The 22,644-nt window shown below is 65.1% G+C and carries 19 protein-coding genes; 5 read left to right on the top strand and 14 right to left on the bottom strand.

Features of this window, described 5'->3' with window-relative positions:
- Positions 1–183: 183 nt before the first annotated feature.
- The 6 genes from CLU87_RS21955 to def form a co-directional block, all read right to left on the bottom strand.
- On the bottom strand, positions 184–1,383 hold the full coding sequence (locus CLU87_RS21955) for a phosphoglycerate kinase (protein ID WP_099731804.1): 1,200 nt from the start codon (positions 1,381–1,383) through the stop codon (positions 184–186).
- An 83-nt stretch (positions 1,384–1,466) separates the two neighbouring features.
- The gene (locus CLU87_RS21950) at positions 1,467–1,802 is read right to left on the bottom strand and encodes an AzlD domain-containing protein (protein ID WP_099731803.1); all 336 of its coding nucleotides are present in this window, start codon (positions 1,800–1,802) and stop codon (positions 1,467–1,469) included.
- Complete coding sequence (locus CLU87_RS21945; RefSeq protein ID WP_369804346.1) at positions 1,799–2,572, bottom strand: AzlC family ABC transporter permease; 774 nt, start codon at positions 2,570–2,572, stop codon at positions 1,799–1,801. The genes CLU87_RS21950 and CLU87_RS21945 overlap by 4 nt, the downstream gene beginning before the upstream one ends.
- 47 nt (positions 2,573–2,619) lie before the next feature.
- Positions 2,620–3,594, bottom strand: a complete 975-nt coding sequence (gene fmt / locus CLU87_RS21940; protein ID WP_099731801.1) for a methionyl-tRNA formyltransferase — start codon at positions 3,592–3,594, stop codon at positions 2,620–2,622.
- A 62-nt stretch (positions 3,595–3,656) separates the two neighbouring features.
- A complete protein-coding gene (locus tag CLU87_RS21935) occupies positions 3,657–4,163 on the bottom strand; it encodes a hypothetical protein (protein ID WP_099731800.1) in 507 nt (168 codons plus the stop codon).
- Positions 4,163–4,672 carry a peptide deformylase gene (gene def / locus CLU87_RS21930; protein ID WP_099731799.1) on the bottom strand — a complete coding sequence of 170 codons (510 nt, stop codon included), beginning with the start codon at positions 4,670–4,672 and terminating at the stop codon, positions 4,163–4,165. Before def ends, CLU87_RS21935 begins: the two co-directional genes overlap by 1 nt.
- 199 nt (positions 4,673–4,871) lie before the next feature.
- Here def and CLU87_RS21925 point away from each other — a divergent pair, with 199 nt between their 5' ends.
- Positions 4,872–6,074, top strand: a complete 1,203-nt coding sequence (locus CLU87_RS21925) for a LysM peptidoglycan-binding domain-containing protein (RefSeq protein WP_099731798.1) — start codon at positions 4,872–4,874, stop codon at positions 6,072–6,074.
- A 79-nt stretch (positions 6,075–6,153) separates the two neighbouring features.
- Positions 6,154–7,320 carry a DNA-processing protein DprA gene (gene dprA, locus CLU87_RS21920; RefSeq protein ID WP_099731797.1) on the top strand — a complete coding sequence of 389 codons (1,167 nt, stop codon included), beginning with the start codon at positions 6,154–6,156 and terminating at the stop codon, positions 7,318–7,320.
- A gap of 126 nt (positions 7,321–7,446) precedes the next feature.
- Here dprA and CLU87_RS21915 read toward each other — a convergent pair whose 3' ends face one another.
- From CLU87_RS21915 to CLU87_RS21895, 5 genes are all read right to left on the bottom strand, one after another.
- Complete coding sequence (locus tag CLU87_RS21915) at positions 7,447–9,846, bottom strand: DUF1631 domain-containing protein (RefSeq protein WP_099731796.1); 2,400 nt, start codon at positions 9,844–9,846, stop codon at positions 7,447–7,449.
- A gap of 17 nt (positions 9,847–9,863) precedes the next feature.
- Positions 9,864–10,814 carry a protein translocase subunit SecF gene (gene secF / locus CLU87_RS21910; protein WP_099731795.1) on the bottom strand — a complete coding sequence of 317 codons (951 nt, stop codon included), beginning with the start codon at positions 10,812–10,814 and terminating at the stop codon, positions 9,864–9,866.
- 12 nt (positions 10,815–10,826) lie between these two features.
- Positions 10,827–12,710, bottom strand: a complete 1,884-nt coding sequence (gene secD, locus CLU87_RS21905; RefSeq protein ID WP_099731794.1) for a protein translocase subunit SecD — start codon at positions 12,708–12,710, stop codon at positions 10,827–10,829.
- Between the two features lie 106 nt (positions 12,711–12,816).
- Positions 12,817–13,152 carry a preprotein translocase subunit YajC gene (gene yajC, locus CLU87_RS21900; RefSeq protein WP_015016243.1) on the bottom strand — a complete coding sequence of 112 codons (336 nt, stop codon included), beginning with the start codon at positions 13,150–13,152 and terminating at the stop codon, positions 12,817–12,819.
- 298 nt (positions 13,153–13,450) lie between these two features.
- A complete protein-coding gene (locus CLU87_RS21895; RefSeq protein WP_099731793.1) occupies positions 13,451–17,020 on the bottom strand; it encodes an indolepyruvate ferredoxin oxidoreductase family protein in 3,570 nt (1,189 codons plus the stop codon).
- Positions 17,021–17,207: 187 nt separating this feature from the next.
- On the opposite strand from CLU87_RS21895, the gene CLU87_RS21890 reads away from it, so the two are divergent.
- A complete protein-coding gene (locus CLU87_RS21890) occupies positions 17,208–17,693 on the top strand; it encodes an Lrp/AsnC family transcriptional regulator (protein WP_056067858.1) in 486 nt (161 codons plus the stop codon).
- Between the two features lie 73 nt (positions 17,694–17,766).
- Here the strand turns inward: CLU87_RS21890 and CLU87_RS21885 are convergent, their stop codons facing one another.
- Positions 17,767–18,990: a murein transglycosylase A gene (locus CLU87_RS21885; RefSeq protein ID WP_099732309.1), complete on the bottom strand. Its 1,224-nt coding sequence runs from the start codon at positions 18,988–18,990 to the stop codon at positions 17,767–17,769.
- Here CLU87_RS21885 and CLU87_RS23385 point away from each other — a divergent pair.
- Complete coding sequence (locus CLU87_RS23385) at positions 18,923–19,066, top strand: hypothetical protein (RefSeq protein ID WP_165836524.1); 144 nt, start codon at positions 18,923–18,925, stop codon at positions 19,064–19,066. The two genes, CLU87_RS21885 and CLU87_RS23385, sit on opposite strands and share 68 nt — an antisense overlap.
- A 197-nt stretch (positions 19,067–19,263) precedes the next feature.
- The gene (locus CLU87_RS21880) at positions 19,264–19,914 is read left to right on the top strand and encodes an OmpA family protein (protein ID WP_056067856.1); all 651 of its coding nucleotides are present in this window, start codon (positions 19,264–19,266) and stop codon (positions 19,912–19,914) included.
- A gap of 36 nt (positions 19,915–19,950) precedes the next feature.
- On the opposite strand, the gene CLU87_RS21875 is transcribed toward CLU87_RS21880, so the two are convergent.
- Positions 19,951–20,580: a response regulator transcription factor gene (locus CLU87_RS21875; protein ID WP_056067854.1), complete on the bottom strand. Its 630-nt coding sequence runs from the start codon at positions 20,578–20,580 to the stop codon at positions 19,951–19,953.
- A gap of 85 nt (positions 20,581–20,665) precedes the next feature.
- Positions 20,666–22,615 carry a nitrogen regulation protein NR(II) gene (locus tag CLU87_RS21870; RefSeq protein WP_233193888.1) on the bottom strand — a complete coding sequence of 650 codons (1,950 nt, stop codon included), beginning with the start codon at positions 22,613–22,615 and terminating at the stop codon, positions 20,666–20,668.
- Between the last annotated feature and the right edge of the window lie 29 nt (positions 22,616–22,644).

The raw sequence follows: 22,644 nt of genomic DNA, 5'->3' as shown, positions 1-22,644 counted from the left end.
CGAACAGATGCGACCCGCACGATTGAAAAATAATTCTGGGCGGTATCCTCAACAAAAACAAGAAAAAATTACGCTAACTACGCTCCGGCGTACACAGTTCGTTGTTTTTGGTCACAGTTGTGTGCCGATGCAAGGCGTGTAAGCAGGCAGAGCCACCTTTGCGGTGGCCCGCCTTGCATTTGCTTACACGGAAGCGGCTGCGCGCTGCTCCAGGATGTCGAAAGCGGGCAGCTTTTTGCCTTCCAGCACTTCCAGGAAAGCACCGCCACCGGTGGAGATGTAACCCACCTGTTTGTCGATGCCGTACTTGGCAATGGCGGCCAGCGTGTCGCCACCACCCGCAATGCTGAAGGCCGAGGATTCGGCAATCGCCTTGGCGAGTTGCTTGGTACCGTTCTCAAAAGCGGCAAACTCGAACACGCCCACGGGGCCATTCCAGACGATGGTGCCAGCAGACTTGAGCTGGGCCGCGAGGCGGGCAGCCGTCTCGGGGCCGATGTCCAGGATCATGTCGTCGGGCGCCACGTCCGTGGCGGCCTTCACCGTGGCGGGGGCATCCGCAGCAAATGTCTTGGCCACGACCACGTCCGTGGGGATCGGCACCTCGGCGCCACGCGCCTTCATGGCAGCCATCACGGACTTGGCGGCGTCCAGCAGATCGGGCTCAGCCAGACTCTTGCCGATGGGCAGGCCTGCCGCCAACATGAAGGTATTGGCAATGCCGCCGCCCACGATGAGCTGGTCCACCTTGTCGGCCAGGCTTTGCAGGATGGTGAGCTTGGTGGACACCTTGGAGCCCGCCACGATGGCCGCCAGCGGGCGCTGGGGATGCGCCAGGGCCTTGGTCAGGGCATCGATCTCGGCCGACAGCAGCGGGCCGGCGCAGGCGATGGGGGCGTACTGGGCGATACCGTAGGTGGTGCCTTCGGCGCGGTGGGCGGTGCCAAACGCGTCGTTCACGAAGATGTCGCACAGCGCGGCCATCTTGCGTGCCAGCTCCTCTTTGTTTTTCTTCTCACCCACGTTCAGGCGGCAGTTTTCCAGCAGCACGATCTGGCCGGGGGCCACTTGCACGCCATCCACCCAGTTGGCGACCAGCGGCACTTCACGGTCCAGCAGTTCGGCCATGCGCTGGGCCACGGGGGCCAGGGAGTCTTCGGGTTTGAATTCGCCTTCAGTCGGGCGGCCGAGGTGGCTGGTGACCATGACGGCGGCACCAGCGTCCAACGCCATGCGGACCGCGGGAATGGAGGCACGGATGCGGGTGTCTTCAGTGATGTTGCCGGCGTCGTCTTGCGGCACGTTCAGGTCGGCGCGGATGAAGACGCGCTGGTTGCGGGCCTTGCCCTGGGCGCACAGATCGGAAAAGCGAAGGATGTTCATGGGGGAAGGTTTCCTGGAGGGGCCGGTGGATCAGGGGCGCCATTTTAGGCGGCCCTGCTGACGCGGCCGGCCGCCGCCAGCACCTACCAGCCCCAGCCGATGTGCAGTGGCAGATACACCGCCATGCCCACCAGAATGGTGCCCAGGATGCCCCGGCGCCAGAAGTAATACACGCTGGCCAACAGCACAGCCGGCAGGCGGGCGTCCATGAAGGTGTCGATCAACTCGCCCTGCACCATGAGGATCTCGGGCGCGATGACGGCGGTGAGCGCGGCCAGCGGGGCATATTTGAGGCCACGCTTGAGCCAGTCGGGCAGGGGCAGCTCACGCTCCGGGATCATGAAAAAAGAGCGTGACACCACCGTGATCACCGCCAGGCCCACAGTGGCCAGCAAGGGATAGATCCAGGACCAGCTCATGGGTGGCGTTCCTGGCGCAGCGGCACCACATCGCCCGCCTCGACATGCTCACGTTCCTCGGGCGGCATGACGCTGTCAGCGGGCACCAGCAGCAACTCGGGTTGGCGACGGCGGCGGTCCACGGCCTCCATCAGCAGTCCCGCGGCCACGGCGGCCGCCAACGCCACCAGGATGTTGAGCTTGAGCGGCAAGGCAAACGCAGCAATCGCCGCGGTCGCTGCAACGCCCGTAGCGAGCCAGGTGGCCCGGTCGAACAGCAGGGACAGCAGCACGCCCAGCAAGGCCAGCACCCCCGCAAAACCCAGCCCCCAAGACAGGGGCACCGCGTTGGCCAGCAGGATGCCGGCGATGGACGGCACCTGCCAAGCCAGCCAGTTGGTAGAGGCAGCGCCCCAGAAGTACGGCACCTGCTCTGGCGCCGGTCGGGGTTCCGGAAAGCGCTTCATGAACGCCACATAGATCACGTCCCCGCTGAAATACCCCACGGCCAGGCGCTGGCGCAGCGGCAGGTGCGCAAAGTAGCTGCGCCACATGCTGCTGAAGATCACAAACCGCAGGTTGACGCAGGCGGCCGTGAGCCACACCACCCACAGCGGCGCGCCCACGGACAGCAGCGGAATGACGGCAAGCTGGGCACTGCCGGCATACACCAGCAGCGACATGAACACCGCCATGCCGACCGACATGCCACTCTTGACCATGGCCACCCCGGTGACCAACCCCCAGGCGGCGATGCCCAGCGACGTGCCCGCCATGTCGATGGCAGCCATGCGGAAGGAGGGGTGGCGCAGTGTCCGGCCCAGGGCAGCAGACACGCTCATGCAGGGTTGGCGCCCAGCACCATGCCCGGCTGCAGGTCAAAGCCGCGCAAGAAATCAGCCGCCGCCAGCCGCTTGCCACCCGCCCGCTGCAACGTGGTCAGGCGCAAGGCCGTGCCGCTACCGCATGCGACAGTCACTCCGGCGCCATCTGCAGCCAAAATCTGCCCGGGGCGCTGGTCGGATATGCCTTGAACGCTATCAATTGCATAGCTCCAGATCTTGATCGTCTCGCCGTTGCACTCGGTGCTGGCCCCCGGGAAGGGATCGAACGCGCGAATGCGCTGGCCAATGACTGCGGCAGGCAGTGTCCAGTCGATCGTGCTCTCGGCCTTTTCGATCTTGTGGGCGTAGGTGATGCCGTCTGCCGGTTGCGGCACGGCAGTGAGGCCACCGCAGGCGGCCAGCTCCAGCGCCTCGACGATCATGCGACCGCCCAGCGCGGCCAGGCGGTCGTGCAAGGTGGCCGTGGTGTCGCTCGGGGCGATGGGCAGGCGCTCGGTGAGCAGCATGTCGCCCGTGTCCAGCCCGGCGTCCATCTGCATGATGGTGACGCCCGTTTCCGCATCGCCTGCCTCGATGGCGCGGTGGATGGGGGCGGCCCCGCGCCAGCGCGGCAGCAGGCTCGCGTGGATGTTCAGGCAGCCCAGGCGCGGTAGATCCAGGGTCCACTGCGGCAGGATCAGCCCGTAGGCGGCCACGACCATCACATCGGCCTGGGCTGCGAGCAGGGCTTCGCGCGCTGCAGCGGCATCCTCGGGGTATTTGCCATCCAGGCGCAGGCTGCGGGGCTGTGCGATAGCAATGCCGTGCTCCAGTGCGCATTGCTTCACAGGCGAAGCCTGCAGCTTCATGCCACGGCCAGCGGGGCGATCCGGTTGCGTGAGAACCAGTGGAACGGTGAAGCCTGCAGACAACAGCCGCTCCAGGGCCACACGGGCGAATTCGGGGGTACCAGCAAAAATGACTCTCATGAAAGCAGATAGCGGCTCAGGTGGGCGCGGGACTCAGTGGCCCAGCGGGACCACCCAACCAGTCAATCGCGTGCGTTGTCAAAATTCGGCAGTTCGTCGGTGAACAACACCTGGCGCACCACCCCTTGGCGATCCAGGTGCACATGGGCCTGTCGCAGGTCCGAGTTCTGCCGGAAGCGGTAGGTCCAGATATCACCATCAAAGCGCGCCACATGCTCGACACGCAAGGGCATTCCGAAGGTGTTTTGCAGGTCGGCACGGGTCCAGGTGCCCACGGGCAGGTTCTCGAATCGCTGCTGCGTGAGCACCTGCTCGTTGCGCACCAGCCGGCCACTGGTATCAAAGTCGAGGTTGTAGGCGGCAAACCCGGCGGGTAATTCCGAGTACAGCAGCCGCTCGCCAGAGGGCAGCGCTATCGTGGCGGTTGGCGGGCCCAGGCGAGCGATCACTTCGGCCCGCAACGCGCCGGGCCGTTCACGGGCCGGCAGCACACAGCCCACCAACTGGCAAGCCAGCGCCACCAGCGCCAGCACTCTGACGCCCCGGCGGACGCAGAGCGCTGCGTGCATCACCCGCGCGCCTCCCGCTGCTGCTTGACCATCTTGGTCTTGATGCGGTTGCGCTTGAGGGGAGAGAGGTATTCCACAAACACCTTGCCCATCAGGTGGTCCATCTCGTGCTGAATACAGACCGCCAGCAGTCCGTCGGCCTCGATGACGCGGGACTGGCCCTGAGCGTCCAGCGCGCGCACCTGCACCGCGTCAAAACGCTCCACGCCGTCATAAATGCCAGGCACCGACAGGCAGCCTTCTTCGTTCAGGTGCTTTTCGGCGCTGGTCCAGACCAGTTCGGGGTTGATCAACACCAGGGGCTGATCGCGCTCCTCCGACACGTCGATGACCACCAGCCGCTCATGCACATCCACCTGGGTGGCCGCCAAGCCAATGCCGTGCGCGTCGTACATCGTGGCCAGCATGTCTGCCACCAGCGTGCGGATGCGGTCGTCCACCGCCTGGACGGGGCGGGCGACCTTGTGAAGCCGGGGGTCCGGGTAACAGAGAATGGGAAGGATTGCCATGGCTGCAGGTAAGAGATGTCGCTATTTTCGCCACTTTTGCGGCCTACTGCCGCCCTGCGAGCCAATAATCGTTGCCGAATCAAGGGCTTGAGCAGAGAATCTAAGAAGCTTTGTAACGTATTTGCCCGGCCGCACGCCTGCTTTGTGCGCCGAGGTGCCAGCGAGGGGGCGTTTCCCAATGCATGAGAAAAGGAACAACATGACGGCATTCACCAGCGTGCGGCGGACCGCCCTGGGCGCGCTCACCATCATTGCTGGCGCCCTGCTGGTCATGCCGGCCCAGGCGCAAAACTACCCGATCTCCAGCGGCCAGCGCGCCACAGCGCAGCAGGTGTCCGAGCGGGGTGTGCCCCTGGAAGAGCTGGCCCCCAACGCCCCCGACACCTACACCGTCAAGCGGGGCGACACGCTGTGGGGCATTTCGGGCATGTACCTCAAGCGCCCTTGGCGCTGGCCCGAGCTCTGGGGCATGAACCTCAAGGCCATCCCCAACCCGCACCTGATCTTCCCGGGCCAGACGCTGTACCTCATCAAGGAAGGGGGCTACGCCCGCCTGAGCACCAGCCGCTCGAACGAACCCGAAACCGTACGCATCTCGCCGCGCACGCGCAGCGACAGTCTGGCCGATTCTGCGCTGCCCACACTCAAGCAGCACCTCATTGAGCCGTTCCTGGTCGAGCCGTTGGTGGTGGACGAGCAAGTGCTGCTGAGCGCCCCGCGCGTGATCGCGACGACCGAAGAGCGCGTGCTGATGGCGGCGGGCGACCGTGTCTATGTGCGTGGGGACGCCGCGTCGCCCATGCTGGCAGAAGCGGGCGAACCCCGGTACTACCGTGTTTTCCGCAATGCCGTGGCGCTCAAGGACCCCGTGACGGCCGAAGTGCTGGGATACGAAGCCCAGTACCTGGGCAAAGCGGAACTGGTGCGTGGCGAGTCGTTCGAAGAAATTCCGAACGGCAAGGGTGGATACACGGCGGAATACATCCCCGCCACCGTGGATCTGTCGGCCACCAAAGAAGAGGTCCGCGCTGGTGACCGCCTTCTCCCCGCGCCAGCGCGTCCGTTCCTGAGCTACACCCCCCGAGCCCCCGAGATGGAAGTGGATGCCCGCGTGGTGTCCATTTATGGCAGTTCGGCCGTGGCCTACGCAGCCCAAAATCAGGTGGTAGCCATCAATATGGGTTCGCAGGACGGACTGGAGCCTGGCCATGTGCTCAGCCTGCTCACCAAGGGCGACCGCATCAAGGACATGACCGACAGCAACAGGGCGATGGTCAAGCTGCCCAGTGAAATCAACGGCACTGCCATGGTGTTCCGCACCTTCGAGCGCGTGTCCTATGTGCTGCTGCTGGAAATCCGCAACGGTGTGCGCGTCGGCGACCGCTTGGTCAACCCCAAGTAACGCTGAGGGCCGGTAGTACGTATCGCCGCGCGGGGTTCCTGCGCTGCGGTAGTCACGTTGCCGCGCCGTACTGGTATCCATGGACCACGACGAACTCGGCGCCTGGCTGCGGCTGACCTTGACGCCAGGCATTGGCAACGGGGCCGCGCGGCGTCTGCTGGCACGCTTTGGCTTGCCGCAATCCATCTTTCAGCAGACCGAAGCCGCCCTGCAACTCTGTGTGCCCGCCGCGCAGGCCAAGGCGTTGCGCGAGATTCCGCAGGGGTGGGAAGCCCTGTGGCAGACCACCGCCCAATGGCTTGCCAGTGCTGTCCCACAAGGCCCCGCGCGCGCCATCGTGAGCCTGGGCGACCTGCGCTATCCCCAAGCCCTGCTGGACACGGAAGACCCGCCGCTGCTGCTGTACCTCATAGGCCCGGCATCACTGCTGGAGCACCAGCCTTTTCCCAGTGATCGCTGTCTCGCTGTAGTCGGGAGCCGTAATCCCACCGCCCAGGGTGCAGAGAACGCTCGCCTGTTTGCCCGCGCGCTGCACAGCGCAGGCTTGACCATCGTGTCGGGGCTTGCGCTGGGGGTAGACACTGCTGCCCACGAAGGCGCGCTGGACTCGGCGACACCCCCTTGCGCAAGGGCCGCCACCATCGCCGTGGTAGGCACCGGGCTCGACCGCGTGTATCCGCGCAAGAACCTGGACCTGGCCCATCGCATTGCCGCACTCGGACTGATCGTCAGCGAGTACCCCCTGGGTACTCCACCGCTGCCAGCCAACTTTCCCAAACGCAACCGCATCATTTCGGGCCTCTCGCAGGGCACGCTGGTGGTGGAAGCCGCACTGGCATCGGGCTCGCTGATCACAGCCCGCATGGCGGCCGAGCAGGGGCGTGAAGTGTTTGCCATTCCAGGTTCCATTCATGCACCGCAGTCACGCGGCTGCCATGCGCTGATCCGTCAAGGCGCCAAGCTGGTGGAGTCTGCCCAGGATGTACTGGAAGAACTCAAGATCCCCGCCACCACCATGTCCGGCCTGCCCCACGAAGGCGCGAACGCCGCAGGAGTCGCTGAATCGGACGGCAGCGAAGACCCCGTGCTCGCCGCCTTGGGCTACGACCCCATGGGGCTGGATGCTCTGGTCGCCCGCACGGGCATGGGCGCATCGGCCTTGCAGGTGGCCCTGCTGGAACTGGAACTCGACGGCAGCATTGCGCGGTTGCCGGGGGGGTTGTTTCAGCGGGTCGGCAGGGGATAGCTGATCACTCAGTGATCGCCCGGGGCCAGAGGGGCGCAAGGGATGCCAACACGCATCCCGGATAAGCGCCTGTTGACGATCTCACAGGATATCTCACACAGGCACTGAGCAACGCCTGCGGGGGGCTCAGTCCAGCAATCGTTCCGGGTTGGCGTCCAGCTTGGCCAGGGCATCGCGCGTGGCGCGCAGCGTGAGCCCTTCCTCGTCCTGGGCCACCAGCAAGCCAGCCTGCAGGTACGCCGCCAGGCGGCGCAACTGGATCAGGTAACTGCTGCCATCCACCGCAGCAAACAGGTGCAACTGCTTGCGCTGGCTTTGCCAGGCGTACTGCACCTGGGCCGATGCACCGTTGTGGTCCAGTGTGTACCAGGTGCCCGGCTGCAGATCCTGCGCCCAGACCACCATGGCATCGTCCACCGGAGCACCGTTGTCAGCAATCACGTGGATGGACGAGGCGTCGATGCCCAGCATCATCTCGATGTTGTCCGCATTGAGCGGCATGTCACCCAGCGTGGCGTCACTGATGAAGTCTTCGAGGTTGGCCAGGCGCTTGGCCATGGCATCGATGTGCGCCTGGGGAATGGACGCCGTCTTGGACAAAAAGGCGTCGGCCAGGGTGTCTGTCAACACTTTGACCTGCGCATCCTGCGCCGCGCCGTTCACGCCCAGCAGGGTCAGCCCTTGGCGCAGGCGTTGCAGCAGCGCGGGCAGGTTCTGGATGACCTGGGCCCGGTCGCTGCGATTGGGTTTGGCGCTGGCGGCCCAGACGAGGTCTGCTGCCGTGCGCTTGAAGGCCACCGTGTCGGCATGTTGAGGGCCATCGCGCACGGCCGACAGCGCCAGCACCTCGGCCCAGGTCTTGAACAGGAACTCGCGGATCTCGTCGCGCACTGGCATGTCGCGCAACATGGTGCGCAGCTCGATGGTGTACTGGATCGCCAGCGTTTCCCGTTGCTCGACCTGCTGGGCGACGCTTACCAGGCGCGAGGTGACCTGCTTTTCAGTGAGGAACTTGGCCAGGAATTTCTCGAACTCGTCATAGACGAGCTGGAAGACGCGGCGTCCGGTCTCGGGGTACTGCTCGATCACCTGCACCACACGGCGAATCTCGGCTTCCAACGCGCTGCCATTGATGCTGGTCGCGTCAAACCCGAGTACACAGGCACCCATGCGGTCGATCAGCTTGCGGGCGGGATGGTCGAGATTGCTGAAAAATTCGGGCTCAGCCAAGGCCACACGCAGCACCGGCACCTGCAGCCGGGCAAACCACACCCGCACGGCGGGCGGTATCCGGTCCTCTGCGAGGATGCTCTGGAACATCAACGCCACCACCTCGATGATGGCCTTCTCGCCCGAGGTGGTCGCTTTCTTCTTGAGTTCGGTGGAGCGCTCCCGCACGGCGCCCACCAACTGGACCACGGCTGCAGGGCTGTAGTCTTCCATCAGCGTGGCCACGCCACTGTAGTAGGTGTCCGCATGCACGCGGTGCGCCGTGAGTGCATGGGCCAGCGCGGCCGAAGCGGGCGGCGCATTCACCATGTCAAAGCCGGTGGCGGGCTGCGTGAGCAGCCGTCGCAACTGCCCCATCACACCCTGCGCACGCTGGCGTGCCCGGGCGAGCGGCGTCATGCCCGTGGCAAAGGCCGTGGGCATTCCGTGTTGTGGCCGGGGGTAGCCGCCATGTCCGGGGGGCGGCATCTGCGTGCCCGGTGGCCCCATCGGCCGAGCCCCAGCGGGCATGCCGGGAGGCTGCTGCACTCCTCCGCGCGCGGCCATCATGGCCTGGCGGGTCTGCGCCAGGGCCTGCGAAGCCAAGCCTCCAGAACCCGAATCGCCCCCGCCACTGCCCGTGGCGGTGCCCCCCTGCGTGCGGCGCACCTTGGATTTGAGATCGACCTGCGGCGTGATGCCCTGCTCTACGTAGAACACGTTGACCGCCTGGTAGTGCTTCTGAAGCAGGTTGGCCAACTCGCGCTGCAGGGGGTCCACCACGGTTTGCAGGTCCGTGCGGGGTAGCCCTGCCTCCACCCATTGTTCCACCAGCAACAGGCATACCGTATCGGGTCGCAGGATGTCGCTACTGTCCAGCTCCTGCCCCTCCAGCGACTGGGTGCGCTGGCGCAAGGTGTCGAACTGATGGCTGACCTGCTCGTTCACCGTCAATGCCATGCGCGAGGCGAGGATCTTGTTCTCGACCACATCGTCACTGAGCAGCTCGAACTGACTGAGCCCACCACCACCAGCCGCCAGCTGGCCACGTGTAGAGCTGACGTGGGGAGCCAGCGCCTCTTGCCAGGCCTTGCCGGCGCGCTCCGTCCATGCGGAATGTTTTTGCTGGTACTGCAGCCACGCATCCCGGCGCGACTGCATCTCGCGGGCTGTGCCCGTCTGGTTCATCAACGCGGTGAGGAAGTCCTGGACGGTCTTGTCCAGATCCACCAACCCTCCACAGATCCCCTCTACAAACCGCTGGCGCGCCTGGCGGGCCAGGCGGCGTTGCGGAACAGAAGGGGGCGTGGTGTGCATGAACAGATATTAGCGGGTCAGACGGTAGCTCCGGCATGGGGATCGTTGGGATCCCCCTCCTTTTTGGCGGGCTTGACGAGGTCCTCGCGCTTGACGCCCAGCCACATGGCAATAGCCGCCGCCACGAACACCGAGGAATAGATACCGAACAGGATACCGATGGTCAGCGCCAATGCAAAGTAGTGCAAGCTCGGGCCGCCAAAGAAGAACATTGACAGCACCATCGCCTCGGTAGAGGCGTGGGTGATGATGGTTCGACTCATCGTGCTGGTGATGGCGTGGTCGATCACCTCGTGCGTGGTCATCTTGCGGTACTTGCGGAAGGCCTCGCGGATCCGGTCGAAGATCACGACCGATTCGTTCACCGAGTAACCCAGCACTGCGAGCACGCCGGCGAGCACCGACAGCGAGAACTCCCACTGGAAGAACGCAAAGAAGCCCAGGATGATCACCACGTCGTGCAGGTTGGCAATGATTGCAGCGACGCCGAACTTCCACTCAAAGCGGAAGGCCAGGTAGATCACGATGCCCACGACCACCATGGCCAGCGCCATCAGGCCGCCGTGCACCAGTTCCTCGCCCACCTGCGGGCCTACAAATTCGGTGCGACGCAAGATCACTGCGGGGTCTGCAGCCTTCAAGGCGCCCAGCACCTGCTCGCTCTGCTGTGCGGACGTCACGCCCTTTTGCACGGGCAGGCGGATCATCACGTCACGCGAGGTGCCGAAATTCTGCACCTGCACGTCGGGGTAGCCCAGTGCGGCCACGGTGTCGCGGACCTTGGCCAGTTCGGCGGGCTGGCTGTAGGCCACTTCCATCACGGTGCCGCCCGTGAACTCCACCGACAGGTGCAGCCCACGCGTAAGCAGGAAGAACACCGCCAGAGCGAAAGTGATGAAGGAGATCGCGTTGAAGACCAACGCGTGCTTCATGAAAGGGATGTCTTTGCGGATACGGAAGAATTCCATGGTCTTCCTCCTTTAGTTTGTCTTGGCCACAGCACTATCGGACTCAGGCTTCCACACCTGACCGATGGCCACGCTCTTGAGCTTCTTCTTGCGGCCGTACCACAGGTTCACCAGGCCACGCGAGAAGAACACTGCCGAGAACATGCTGGTCAGGATGCCGATGCAGTGCACCACAGCAAAGCCACGCACCGGGCCGGAGCCAAATGCCAGCAGCGCCAAGCCCGCGATCAAGGTGGTCACGTTCGAGTCCAGGATGGTGGCCCAGGCACGCTCATACCCCGCGTGGATGGCCGCCTGGGGCGACACACCCTCGCGCAACTCTTCGCGGATGCGCTCGTTGATCAGCACGTTGGAGTCAATCGCCACCCCCAGCGCCAGCGCCATGGCAGCGATGCCGGGCAGCGTGAGCGTGGCCTGCAGCATGGACAAGATGGCCAGCAGCAGCAGCACGTTCACCGCCAGCGAGACGGTGGAGAAAATGCCGAACAGTGCGTAGTAGATGCACATGAACACCGCAATGGCCACCATGCCCCACACCACGCTGTGGATACCGCGCTCGATGTTGTCGGCGCCCAGGCTGGGGCCGATGGTGTATTCCTCGATGATTTCCATGGGCGCGGCCAGCGAGCCAGCGCGCAACAGCAGGGCGGTGTCGTTGGCCTCGGCCGTGGTCATGCGGCCCGAGATCTGCACGCGGCCGCCACCGATTTCGGAACGGATGACAGGGGCCGTGACGACCTCGCCCTTGCCCTTTTCGAACAGCACGATGGCCATGCGCTTGCCCACGTTCTCGCGCGTAATGTCCTTGAAGATGCGGGAGCCCTTGGCGTCCAGCGTGAGGTTGACAGTGGGTTCCTGCGTCTGGCCGTCAAAGCCCGGCTGCGCATCGGTCAGGTTTTCGCCGGTCAGGATAACCTGCTTCTTGACGATGACGGGCTGGCCGTTGCGTTCCAGGTAGCGCTCGGAGCCGAACGGCACGGGGCCACGGCCTGTCTCTGCAGAACGGGCTTCGGTGCCCTCGTCCACCATGCGCACTTCCAGCGTGGCGGTGCGGCCCAGGATGTCCTTGGCCTTGGCGGTGTCCTGCACGCCGGGCAGCTGCACCACGATGCGGTCCAGGCCCTGCTGCTGGATCACGGGCTCGGCCACGCCCAGCTCGTTGATCCGGTTGTGCAGCGTGACCATGTTCTGCTTGAGCGCCTGCTCCTGCACGCGGCGTGTGGCTTCGGGCTTGATCGAAGCGCGCAGCTTGAACTCAGTGCCTTCTGGCGTGGTGGTGACCTGGAGATCGGCGAACTGGTCGGCGATCAGGTTGCGCGCGGCCGTGGCCGTGGCTTCATCGCGCACCTTGATGTCGATGGACTGGCCATCGCGGCTGATGCCGCCATGGCGGATGTTCTTGTCGCGCAGTGCCGTGCGGATGTCACCCGCATAGGACTCGGCCTTCTTGGTCAGCGCCGCCTGCATGTCCACCTGCAGCATGAAGTGCACGCCACCGCGCAGGTCCAGCCCCAGGTACATCGGATTGGCGTGCAGGGCCTTGAGCCACAGCGGCGAACGCGACACGAGGTTGAGGGCCACGATGTAGGAAGGGTCGTTGGCGTCAGGCACCAGCGCCTTCTGGATGGCGTCCTTGGCCTTGAGCTGGGTGTCGGGCGTGTCGAAACGCGCGCGCACCGAGTTGCCCTCCAGCGCCACAAAGTCAGGCGTCACACCGGCGGCCTTGAGGGCTTCTTCCACCCGCTGCTGCACGGCGGTATCCACCTTGATGGTGGCCTTGGCCGACGACACCTGCACAGCAGGCGCCTCGCCAAAGAAATTGGGCAGGGTGTACAAGGCACCCACCAGCAGCACGATCACCAGGATCGCGTACTTCCAGACCGGATAACGGTTCATGATCGCGCTCTCACCTCAGTTGTGCTGGCGCCCTACGCGCCAGCGCCCCCTGACCCCGCGCCCGGACGGGCCGGGGCGCGCAGCGCCTCAGGGGGATGTTCATGGATTACTTGACGGAGCCCTTGGGCAGCACCTGCACCACAGCGCTGCGCTGCATTTGCACTTCCACGCCACTGGCGATCTCGATGTGCAGAAACCCTTCGGACAGGCGCGTCACCTTGCCCACGATGCCACCGGCGGTAGCCACTTCATCGCCCTTGGCAATGGCGTCGATCATGGCGCGGTGTTCTTTCTGGCGCTTCATCTGGGGGCGGATCATGACGAAGTACAGCACCACAAACATGAGCACCAGGGGCAGCATGCCGGTCAGAGAGGACATGATGTCACCGCCGCCAGCGGCTGCGGCAGGTGCGGTTTGGGCGAAAGCGGAAGAAATAAACACGGACTGGACTCCACAACGGATGGTCAAAATTCACACAACCCGCCCACACCAAGCGCCAAAGCGCCTGCGGGGGCAGAACAGGGCATTGTATGCGGCGCCTCGAGCGCCGCCCAAGGGGGAAGACCCAAGCGCGCAGCGGGTGTTTGCCACCTGCGGGCCCCACAAGGGCCTGCCAGCGGAAATACAGGCCAAAAACGGGTGATGCGCTAGGGATTCATGCCTCGATAGCTACACTATTAATAGCAAAAGCCCGCACAGAGGCGGGCTTTGTGGGAGACACTGACGGCAGAAGGACCTATCAGGCGACCTGACGCTGGACCGGGGCGCCCGTGCGCCACTGGGCCATCAGGCCGTCCCACTTGGGACGCGCCGCCTTCAGGTGCCGTTCCTTCACGTGGCCGTAACCACGGATCTCTTCGGGAATGCGGGCAATTTCCACCGCCAAGGCCAGGTTGTCAGCGTTCAGGCGGGCCAGCAGCTCGTCGACGCAGGCGCGGTATTCGACGATCAGTGCACGCTCCATGCGGCGCTCCTCGGTCTTGCCGAAGATGTCCAGTGCCGTGCCGCGCAGGCCTTTCATCTTGGCCAGCAGGCCGAAGGCGCTGCGCATCCAAGGGCCAAACGGCTGCTTCACCAGCTCGCCCTTGTCGTTCTTCTTGGCGGTCAGGGGTGGTGCCAGGTGGTGCACCAGCTTGTAATCGCCTTCGAACATGTTCGCGATCTTGTCCGTGAAGGCCTTGTCGGTGTGCAGGCGCGCCACTTCGTACTCGTCCTTGTAGGCCATGAGCTTGAACAGGTAGCGGGCCACCGCCTCAGACAGGCGGGTGCCGCTGCCCAGTTTTGCTTCCGCCGCCTTCACTTTCTCGACGAAGGCCTGGTACTCGGAAGCGTAAGCGGCGTTCTGATAACCCGTCAGGAACTCCACGCGCTTGGCCACCATCTCGGCCAGCGACGGCTTCTTGACGAACTGGATCACTTGCGCGGCCTGGAACAGCGCCTGCACAGCCGCCAGGTCGTGCGCGCAGCGGCGGCCCCATTCAAACGCTGCCTTGTTGTTGTCCACCTGCACGCCGTTCAATTCCATGGCGCGCATCAGCGATGCGTAGGTGAGTGGCACGCGGCCCTTTTGCCAGGCGTAGCCCAGCATCAGCGGGTTGGTGTAGATGCTGTCGCCCAGCAGCTGGGTGGCCACTTGCTCGGCGTCAAAGCTGCCCACACCTGCCGCGCCCACGGCGGTGGCAATGGCGGCGTCGCAGTTGCCACCAGGGAACTGCCAGTCCGGGTTGTTCACAAACGCCGCCGTAGGCGTGCTGTGGGTGTTGAGCGCTACAAAGGTGCGGCCGGGCTGCATGACAGCCAGGGTGTACTTGTGCGCGGCCACGATGGAGTCGCAGCCGATCACCAGGTCGGCCTTGGCGGTATCAACCTTGGTGGTGTAGATGGCGTCGGGGCGATTGGCGATCTGGATGTGGCTCCAGGTAGCGCCGCCCTTTTGCGCCAGGCCCCCGGCGTCCTGCGTGATCACGCCTTTGCCATCGAGGTGCGCGGCCATGCCCAGCAGCGAGCCGATGGTGATCACGCCCGTGCCGCCCACGCCGCCCACCACAATACCCCAGGCGCTTTCAGCCACGGGTAGCACGGGCTCAGGAATGAAGGGCAGCGCCGACAGGTCGCCCTTCTTCTCCTTCTTGGGCTTCTTGAGCTGGCCACCTTCCACCGTCACAAAGCTCGGGCAGAAGCCGTTGACGCAGGAGTAGTCCTTGTTGCACGTGCTCTGGTTGATCCGGCGCTTGCGGCCGAACTCGGTCTCCACGGGCTCCACGCTCAGGCAGTTCGACTTCGTCGAGCAGTCGCCGCAGCCCTCGCACACCAGGTCGTTGATGACCACGGTCTTGTCAGGGGTGGCCAGCTTGCCGCGCTTGCGACGGCGGCGCTTTTCGGTGGCGCAGGTCTGGTCGTAAATGATGGCCGTGCAGCCCTTGATCTCACGGAACTGGCGCTGGATGGTGTCCAGCTCGTCGCGGTGGTGCACCGTCACGCCATCGGCCAGGGCCACACCGTCGTATTTGTGCGGCTCGTCGGTCACGATCACGAGCTTTGCCACACCTTCGGCCTTGAGGCTGTTCATGATCTGCAGCACCGAGTGGCCCTCGGGCCGCTCGCCCACCTGCTGGCCGCCGGTCATGGCCACGGCGTCGTTGTAGAGCACCTTGTAGGTGATGTTCACACCCGCCGCAATGCTCTGGCGAATGGCCAGCAGGCCGCTGTGGAAGTAGGTGCCGTCGCCCAGGTTGGCGAAGATGTGCGCGTCAGTGGTGAAGGGCTGCTGACCGACCCAGGTCACGCCCTCGCCGCCCATTTGCGTGAAGGTGCTGGTGCGGCGGTCGGGCATCCAGTTGACCATGTAGTGGCAGCCAATGCCGGCGACGGCGCGGGAGCCTTCGGGCACGCGGGTGCTGGTGTTGTGCGGGCAGCCGCTGCAGAACCACGGAGCGCGTTCGCCCGTGTCCACCTTCAACTCCGTCATGGCGCGTTCGCTGGCCTCGATGATGGCCAGGCGCGCCTCCATGCGGGCCACGATGTCAGAGGGCACCCCCAGCTTCTTGAGGCGCTTGGCAATTGCCTTGGCGATGATGGCGGGCGTGAGGTCGGCCTTGGCGCGCAGCAGCCAGTTCTGGCTGGGGTTGGGCATGCTCCATTCGCCGCCGGTGGCGTCGCCCTCGGGCTCGTCGAACTTGCCCAGCACGTTGGGACGCACATCGGGGCGCCAGTTGTACAGCTCCTCCTTGAGCTGGTATTCGATGACCTGGCGCTTTTCCTCCACCACCAGAATCTCTTGCAGGCCCTGGGCAAAGTCACGCGTGATGGTGGCTTCGAGCGGCCACACCACGTTGACCTTGTGTACGCGGATGCCCAGGCTGCGGCAGGTGTCGTCGTCCAGGCCCAGGTCCACCAGCGCCTGGCGCGTGTCGTTGTAGGCCTTGCCGCTGGCGATGATGCCGAAGCGGTCCTGTTTGCCTTCGATGACGTTGTAGTTGAGCTTGTTGGCGCGGATGTACGCCAGGGCCGCGTACCACTTGTAGTCCATGAGGCGCGCCTCCTGCTCCAACGGCGCATCAGGCCAGCGGATGTGCAGGCCGCCGGGCGGCATCACGAAGTCCTCGGGCATCACGATCTTCACGCGGTCCGGGTCGATGTTGATGCTGCTGGACGACTCCACCACCTCCTGAATGGTCTTCATGCCCGACCACACGCCCGAAAAACGACTCATGGCAAAGGCGTGCAGGCCCATGTCCAGAATTTCTTGCACGCTGCTCGGGAAGAACACCGGCGTGCCGCAGGCCTTGAAGATGTGGTCGCTCTGGTGCGCGGCCGTGCTGCTCTTGCTGATGTGGTCGTCGCCCGCAATCGCGATCACGCCGCCGTGCTTGGCGGTGCCCGCCATGTTGGCGTGCTTGAACACGTCCGAGCAGCGGTCCACGCCCGGGCCCTTGCCGTACCAGATGCCGAAGACGCCATCGAACTTTTTGCTTTGCGGGTACAGGTCGAGTTGCTGCGTGCCCCACACGGCCGTGGCGCCCAGTTCTTCGTTCACGCCGGGCTGAAAGACGATGTTGTTGGCCGCCAGGTGCTTCTTGGCGGCCCACAGCGCCTGGTCGTACGTGCCCAGGGGCGAGCCCCGGTAGCCACTGATGAAGCCCGCTGTATTGAGCCCCGCCGCCGCATCGCGCTGGCGCTGCAGCATGGGCAGGCGCACGAGGGCCTGCACGCCGCTCATGAAGGCGCGGCCCTCGCCCAAGGTGTATTTGTCATCCAAAGTGACCGTCTCTAGCGCTTTGCGGATGGACTCGGGCAGGGGGGCGTTCATGGCTATGTCTCCAATGGCTTTTGTGGGGTCCGCGCCTTGTGGGCACGCTGGGGCAGCACCTGCGGCCCGTTTAGGGCCACGGCACTAATGTGCAGGTAAGTGTATGTCTGCGCCGCTGATATGTCTTTGCGTTCTGTGCCGTGTTTAGGCTATTCTGAGAAAGGATCTTTCTCTTTTCTGCCACTTTGTGAACACTCTCGACAAATTCGATATCGCCATCCTCAACGAGCTGCAGGCTGACGCCCGACTGACAAATGCCGAGCTGGCCCAGCGGGTGGGCCTGTCGGCCGCACCCTGCTGGCGCCGCGTGCGGGCGCTGGAGGAGCAAGGCTTCATCAAGGGCTACCGCGCAGAGATCGACCGGCACAAGATCGGCCTCGGGGTACTGGCCTTCGTGCGGCTGGATGCAGACCGCAGCACGGGCAACCTCACGCGCAAGATGGAGGAAGCCATCCGACAGATTCCGGAAGTGGTGTCGTGCCACTACATCAGCGGCACCGGCACCTTCGAGCTGCAGGTGGTGGCACGGGATCTGGACAGCTTCTCGCAGTTTGCGCGCGACGTGCTGCTGAACCTGCCCAATGTGAAAGACATGCACACCAGCTTCTCGCTGGGTGAGGTGAAGGCCAGCGGGGCGCTGCCGCTGACACACCTCACACGCACACGGGCTTGAAGGCGCGCCGCCCTGGCTCTGCCAGCTCCAAAAGGCAGGGCAGATTGGGGCCACGCCTCATTTCATGAGCGCCTCAGCGCGGCCACAGCGCCCAAAGGCGCAAGTTCTGCTTGAGCCGGCCCGCGATGTCACCCGCCTCTGGCCCCCAACCCGTGAAATAGTCCGCACGCACTGCACCGAGGATGGCGCTGCCTGTGTCCTGTGCGAGCACCAGGCGGTTGAGCTGCACCTGCGGGCCGGACGAAGCCAGCCACACGGGTGTGCCGTAGGGAATGCTCTGCCGGTCCACCGCAATCGATCGGCCCGGCGTCAAGGGCACGCCCTGCGCACCACGCGGGCCAAACCCGGCGTCCAGCGGGCTCAAAGGCTCTTCGCGGAAGAACACATAGCGAGGGTTGCTCCACAGCAGCTCATTGGTGCGCTGGGGGTTCGCGGCCACCCAGGCTCGGATGCCCGGCCAGGACGCATCGCGCGTCAGGCCCTGGTCCAGCAGCCAGCGGCCCACGCTCTGGTAGGGCTGGTCATTGGTGCCTGCGTAGGCTACCCGCACCAGCGAGACCGAGCCATCGGGCTCGGTGATGCGCAGACGGCCCGACCCCTGGATGTGCAGCACCATGGACTCGATGGGATCACGCAGCCACGCAATGGCCCGACCCGCGAGCGCGGCCTGGGCCTCCGGCAGGGTGTCAATCTGCTGGCGGGTGTACCAGGGCTTGCGCGCCCCCAGGCTGGCGGGTACCCGATAGATAGGCACCGTGAAGCCATTGCCGGGCTGCCGTGCCGCGTCCATCATGGGTTCGTAGTAGGCCGTCAGCAGACCATCGGCGTTGCCGTCAGTGGCCTCGACGCGGTAGGGCTGCAAGCGTGCGATGAGCCAGGCGCGCTGCTCATCGGCCGTGGCAATGCTCAGCTGCCGGACCTCGCTGCACAGCGCAGTGAAGGGCGGCTGGGGCCGCTCGCAGCTCTTGATCCACGCGTTCCAGGCTTCGTGCAGCGCGTCTTCGGTAAAACCCGGCAGCTCGGCCCAGCGCACGGGAATCCAGCGGCTTTTGGGCTGCGCCATGGGCGATGGCAGCGGGCCGGTGTCGCCCGGCAGCACCACCGCACTGGGCGGCAGCGGCGCAGGAGTGCCCCCAGGGCGTGCGGGGACTGGGGCAGGGGGCGTGGAGCAGGCGGCCAGCGTTCCTACAATCAGCGCGGTTAACGCAACGCGCAGGAGTGTCAATTTCATGGGGCTGATTTTGCTTGAAGCGCTGCTGGCGCTGGTGGTACTGGTGGCTATCGTGTGGTGGACCATGTTCTCGGGCCGCAAGGGAGGGGAACTGAAGTCCCCACCGCCCGCCGACAGCGACAAGCATCCGCCAGCGCCTTGAACGGGCAGTGAGTTGCGCCCCAGGGACGGCCCTGTCCTACAACCGATGGGCCAGCGCGCCGATGGCACAGCTTCATCGCGGGCCCCACGATGGCGTGAGCTGGGTGATGCCACTGCACGGGACGCGATAACGCTCCGACAGCGCGGCGGGTGCAAGGCCCGCCCACCCAGCGCCACCGATTTTCCAGGAGCACACACATGCGCACACACATTCAAATTCTCGGGGCTGCCGCCGCCATCGTTCTGGTCACCGGATGCGCCAGCATGGACGACACCCAGCGCCGCACTGCCACCGGAGCGGGCATTGGGGCGCTGGCAGGCGCGGTCATCGGATCCGCCACCGGCGGCAGCGCCGGGACCGGCGCCGTGGTGGGCGCCGGTGTCGGGGCACTCGGCACCTACATCTGGTCGCAGAACATGGAGCGCCAAAAACGCGAGATGGAACAGGCCACCCAGGGCACCGGCATCGCCGTGACCCAGACGGCTGACAACCAGCTCAAGCTCAATATCCCCAGCGACATCTCGTTTGCCGTGGGCCGCTCGGACATCCAGCCCAACTTCGCGCCGGTCCTGGACCAGTTTGCCGCAGGCCTGCGCAACAACCCGAACACGGACGTACGTATCGTGGGGCACACCGACAGCACAGGCAGCGATGCCACCAACAACCCCCTGTCGATGGACCGCGCCGCAAGCACCCGCAGCTACCTGACAGCGCGCGGTGTGGATGGCCGCCGCATCGTGATCGAAGGCATGGGCGAGCGTTACCCCATCGCTACCAACGACACCGCCGAGGGCCGTGCGCGCAACCGGCGGGTCGAGATTTTTGTGGGCGAACGACCACGGGGCTGATCGCCCGGACTGCGAACTCCCCGCCAGGAGGTGGGCTCAGTTACCCGTGCGCAGCAGGTTGGCCAACTCCACAGCGGACTTGACCTGCATCTTGTCGAACACCCGTGAGCGGTGAACCTCGACCGTGCGCACGCTGATGTCGAGCTGGTCAGCGATGAGCTTGTTGGGAAGACCGGCCACCACCAGGTCCATCACATCACGCTCCCGCTCGGTCAGTTCGCTCAGCCGCACCTGCAAGTCACTGCGTTCGCGCACCTGGGCCAGCCGCTCGGCCGATTGGGCGAGTGCCTGCTCGATGCGGTCCACCAGCGCGTTGTCGGAAAACGGCTTCTCGCAAAAATCAAAGGCGCCCCGCTTGACGGTGTCCACGGCGGTGGGCACGTCCGCATGGCCAGTGAGAAAGATCACCGGCATGGTGGCCAGGTCGCCCCGCGCGGCCAACACGTCAAACAGTGCCAGCCCGCTCATGCCAGGCATACGCACATCCAGCAGCAGGCAACAGGGCTGGCGTTGGGGGGGCCGCTTTTGCAGCATGGCATCGAAGGCTTCGGCCGAATCAAAGGACTCGCTGGGCAGCCTGCGCGAGCGCAGCAGCCAGGCCAGCGCCTCGCGCACGCTGGCGTCATCGTCCACGATGTACACGGTGGCGTTGGTGATGGGCTCCATAGATCAGTTCAGTTGTCCATTGCAATGTCAGTCACGCGCAGACGATGAAAGCACCAAAGCCCCATCGCTGGCCGCCGTAACTGCCTCAGGGGGTGGGTCCATTGTTAACGGGCAGCGTGAAGGTGAATACCGTACCACGGGGCTCATTCGGCGCAAATCCGAGAAAACCGCCGTGTTGTTCGATGACGGTGCGGCACATGCTCAACCCCAAGCCCATGCCCTCCGGGCGGGTGGTGAAAAACGGGGTGAACAGTTTTTCTGCGACCTCGGGGGGAATCCCGGTTCCCACATCGGTCACAGCAAATTCAATCCAGCCGTTATGCGGGTTGGAGGCAGCACGCCGCACCCGGATATCCAGCACGCGATTGCGCACGCCGGGATCATCCATCGCCTGCATGGCATTGCGCGCCAGGTTCAGCAACACCTGCTCCACCATCGTACGGTCACACAGCGCGGGCGCCAGGCCCTGCTCCACCGATGTGTTGACGCGCACGCCCAGTTTGCGGGCCTGCAGGCTCACCAGCGGCAGGATGGCATCGAGCAATTGCTGCGCATGCACTGCCTCACGGGCTTGGTCGCGGCGCCGGACGAAGTCGTGAACACTTTTGATCACTCGGCCCGCTCGCTCGGCCTGGCGGGCAATCTGGCGCATGGCCATGCGCACATCCTCCAGCGCGTCGGGCTCGGGTACAGACGCACTGGCGGGAGCGGCATGTTCCAGCAGGTTGATGGAACCATTGGCGTAGCTGGAGATGGCGGCCAGCGGCTGGTTGAGTTCATGGCTGAGCAACGAAGCCATCTCGCCCACCGTGGCCAGCCGCGCAGTGGCCTGCAGCCGCTCCTGCGAGGCGCGGGACAGCTCCTCGACCCGGCGCTGTTCGCTGATGTCCAGGAACGCGCTCATCCAGCCGGTGTGTTGGCCTTGGGCATTGATGAGCGGGGCCTCGATGATCAGCACGGGAAACCGCGTGCCGTCCTTGCGCATGAACTCGGACTCAAACCCCTCGCGCGGCGGCATGGTGCCGGCAAAACGGATGGCCTGGCGCTGGCGGTATTCCTCCACACGCTCGGGGGGCCAATAGGGTGCCGACATGCTCAGGCCCAGCAGCTCCTGCGGGCTGAAGCCCACCATCTCGCAGAAGGCCGGGTTGACGTAGGTGATGCGCCCCTCCAGGTCGCGCGCGCGAAGCCCGGTCACCAGCGAGTCCTCCATCGCCTTGCGAAAGGCCAGCGCATCGGCCAGGTCACGCTCGGCGCGCAGGCGGCGGCGGTTGTCGCGCACCAGCACCACCATCACCGTCACCAGCGCAATCGACATGGCCGTGACCAGGGCCGTCAACACATTGGGGAACAGGCTGGGTGCACTGTGCCAGCTGTCCATGCGCAGCACCAATGTACTGCCTGGCAAGTCCAGCAGATGCTGCGCCGAGAACATGCGCGACCCCCGTCGCGCCGCTCCCAGCACCGCCAGCCGGGTGCCGTCGGCCTCTGTGAAGGAGGCTTCCTGGCTGCGCGTGAGGTTGTGCCCCACCAGATTGGCCAGGATGTCCTGCAGCGCATACGTCGCGACCAGATACCCCATGGTGCGTCCGCTGGCAGACAACGGAACACACAGCTCCATCATCTCCGAGCCCAGGCCGTCACCATGGGGCTGAAAGTAGCTGCTGGAATACGCTGGCCCCCCCAGGCGACGCGCGTTGGCACAGGCGATGGTGAGGTCCGACTGGCCACTGTCGCGCAGCCGCATGTCCCAGGCCACCGGGCGGTAGGGCGACTGCACGTGGGTGCGCATGCGCAGATTCGCATCGCGCAGCTCAATGCGCACGAGCTCGCGCCGGTTACGCAGCAGGTCAGACGCCTCGACCTCCCAGGCCAGATGGCTCGGGTTGTCGCTGGGAAGTGCCTGCAGGCTTTGCAGGTTGTGCGTCAGCGCGGTGCGGATGTCCGAGACTGCATCGGCTGTGTCCCGCTCCAGACGGGTCTGCACCTGGCTGGCTTCATAGCGCCCGGCAAGCCACACCATGGTGGCAAGCATGGACACCACGAGCAGTACCAGCGCCGTCC

The organism is Acidovorax sp. 59 (genome assembly GCF_002754175.1).
GTDB lineage: Bacteria > Pseudomonadota > Gammaproteobacteria > Burkholderiales > Burkholderiaceae_C > Acidovorax > Acidovorax delafieldii.
This window is presented reverse-complemented; position numbering and strand designations above follow the sequence as displayed.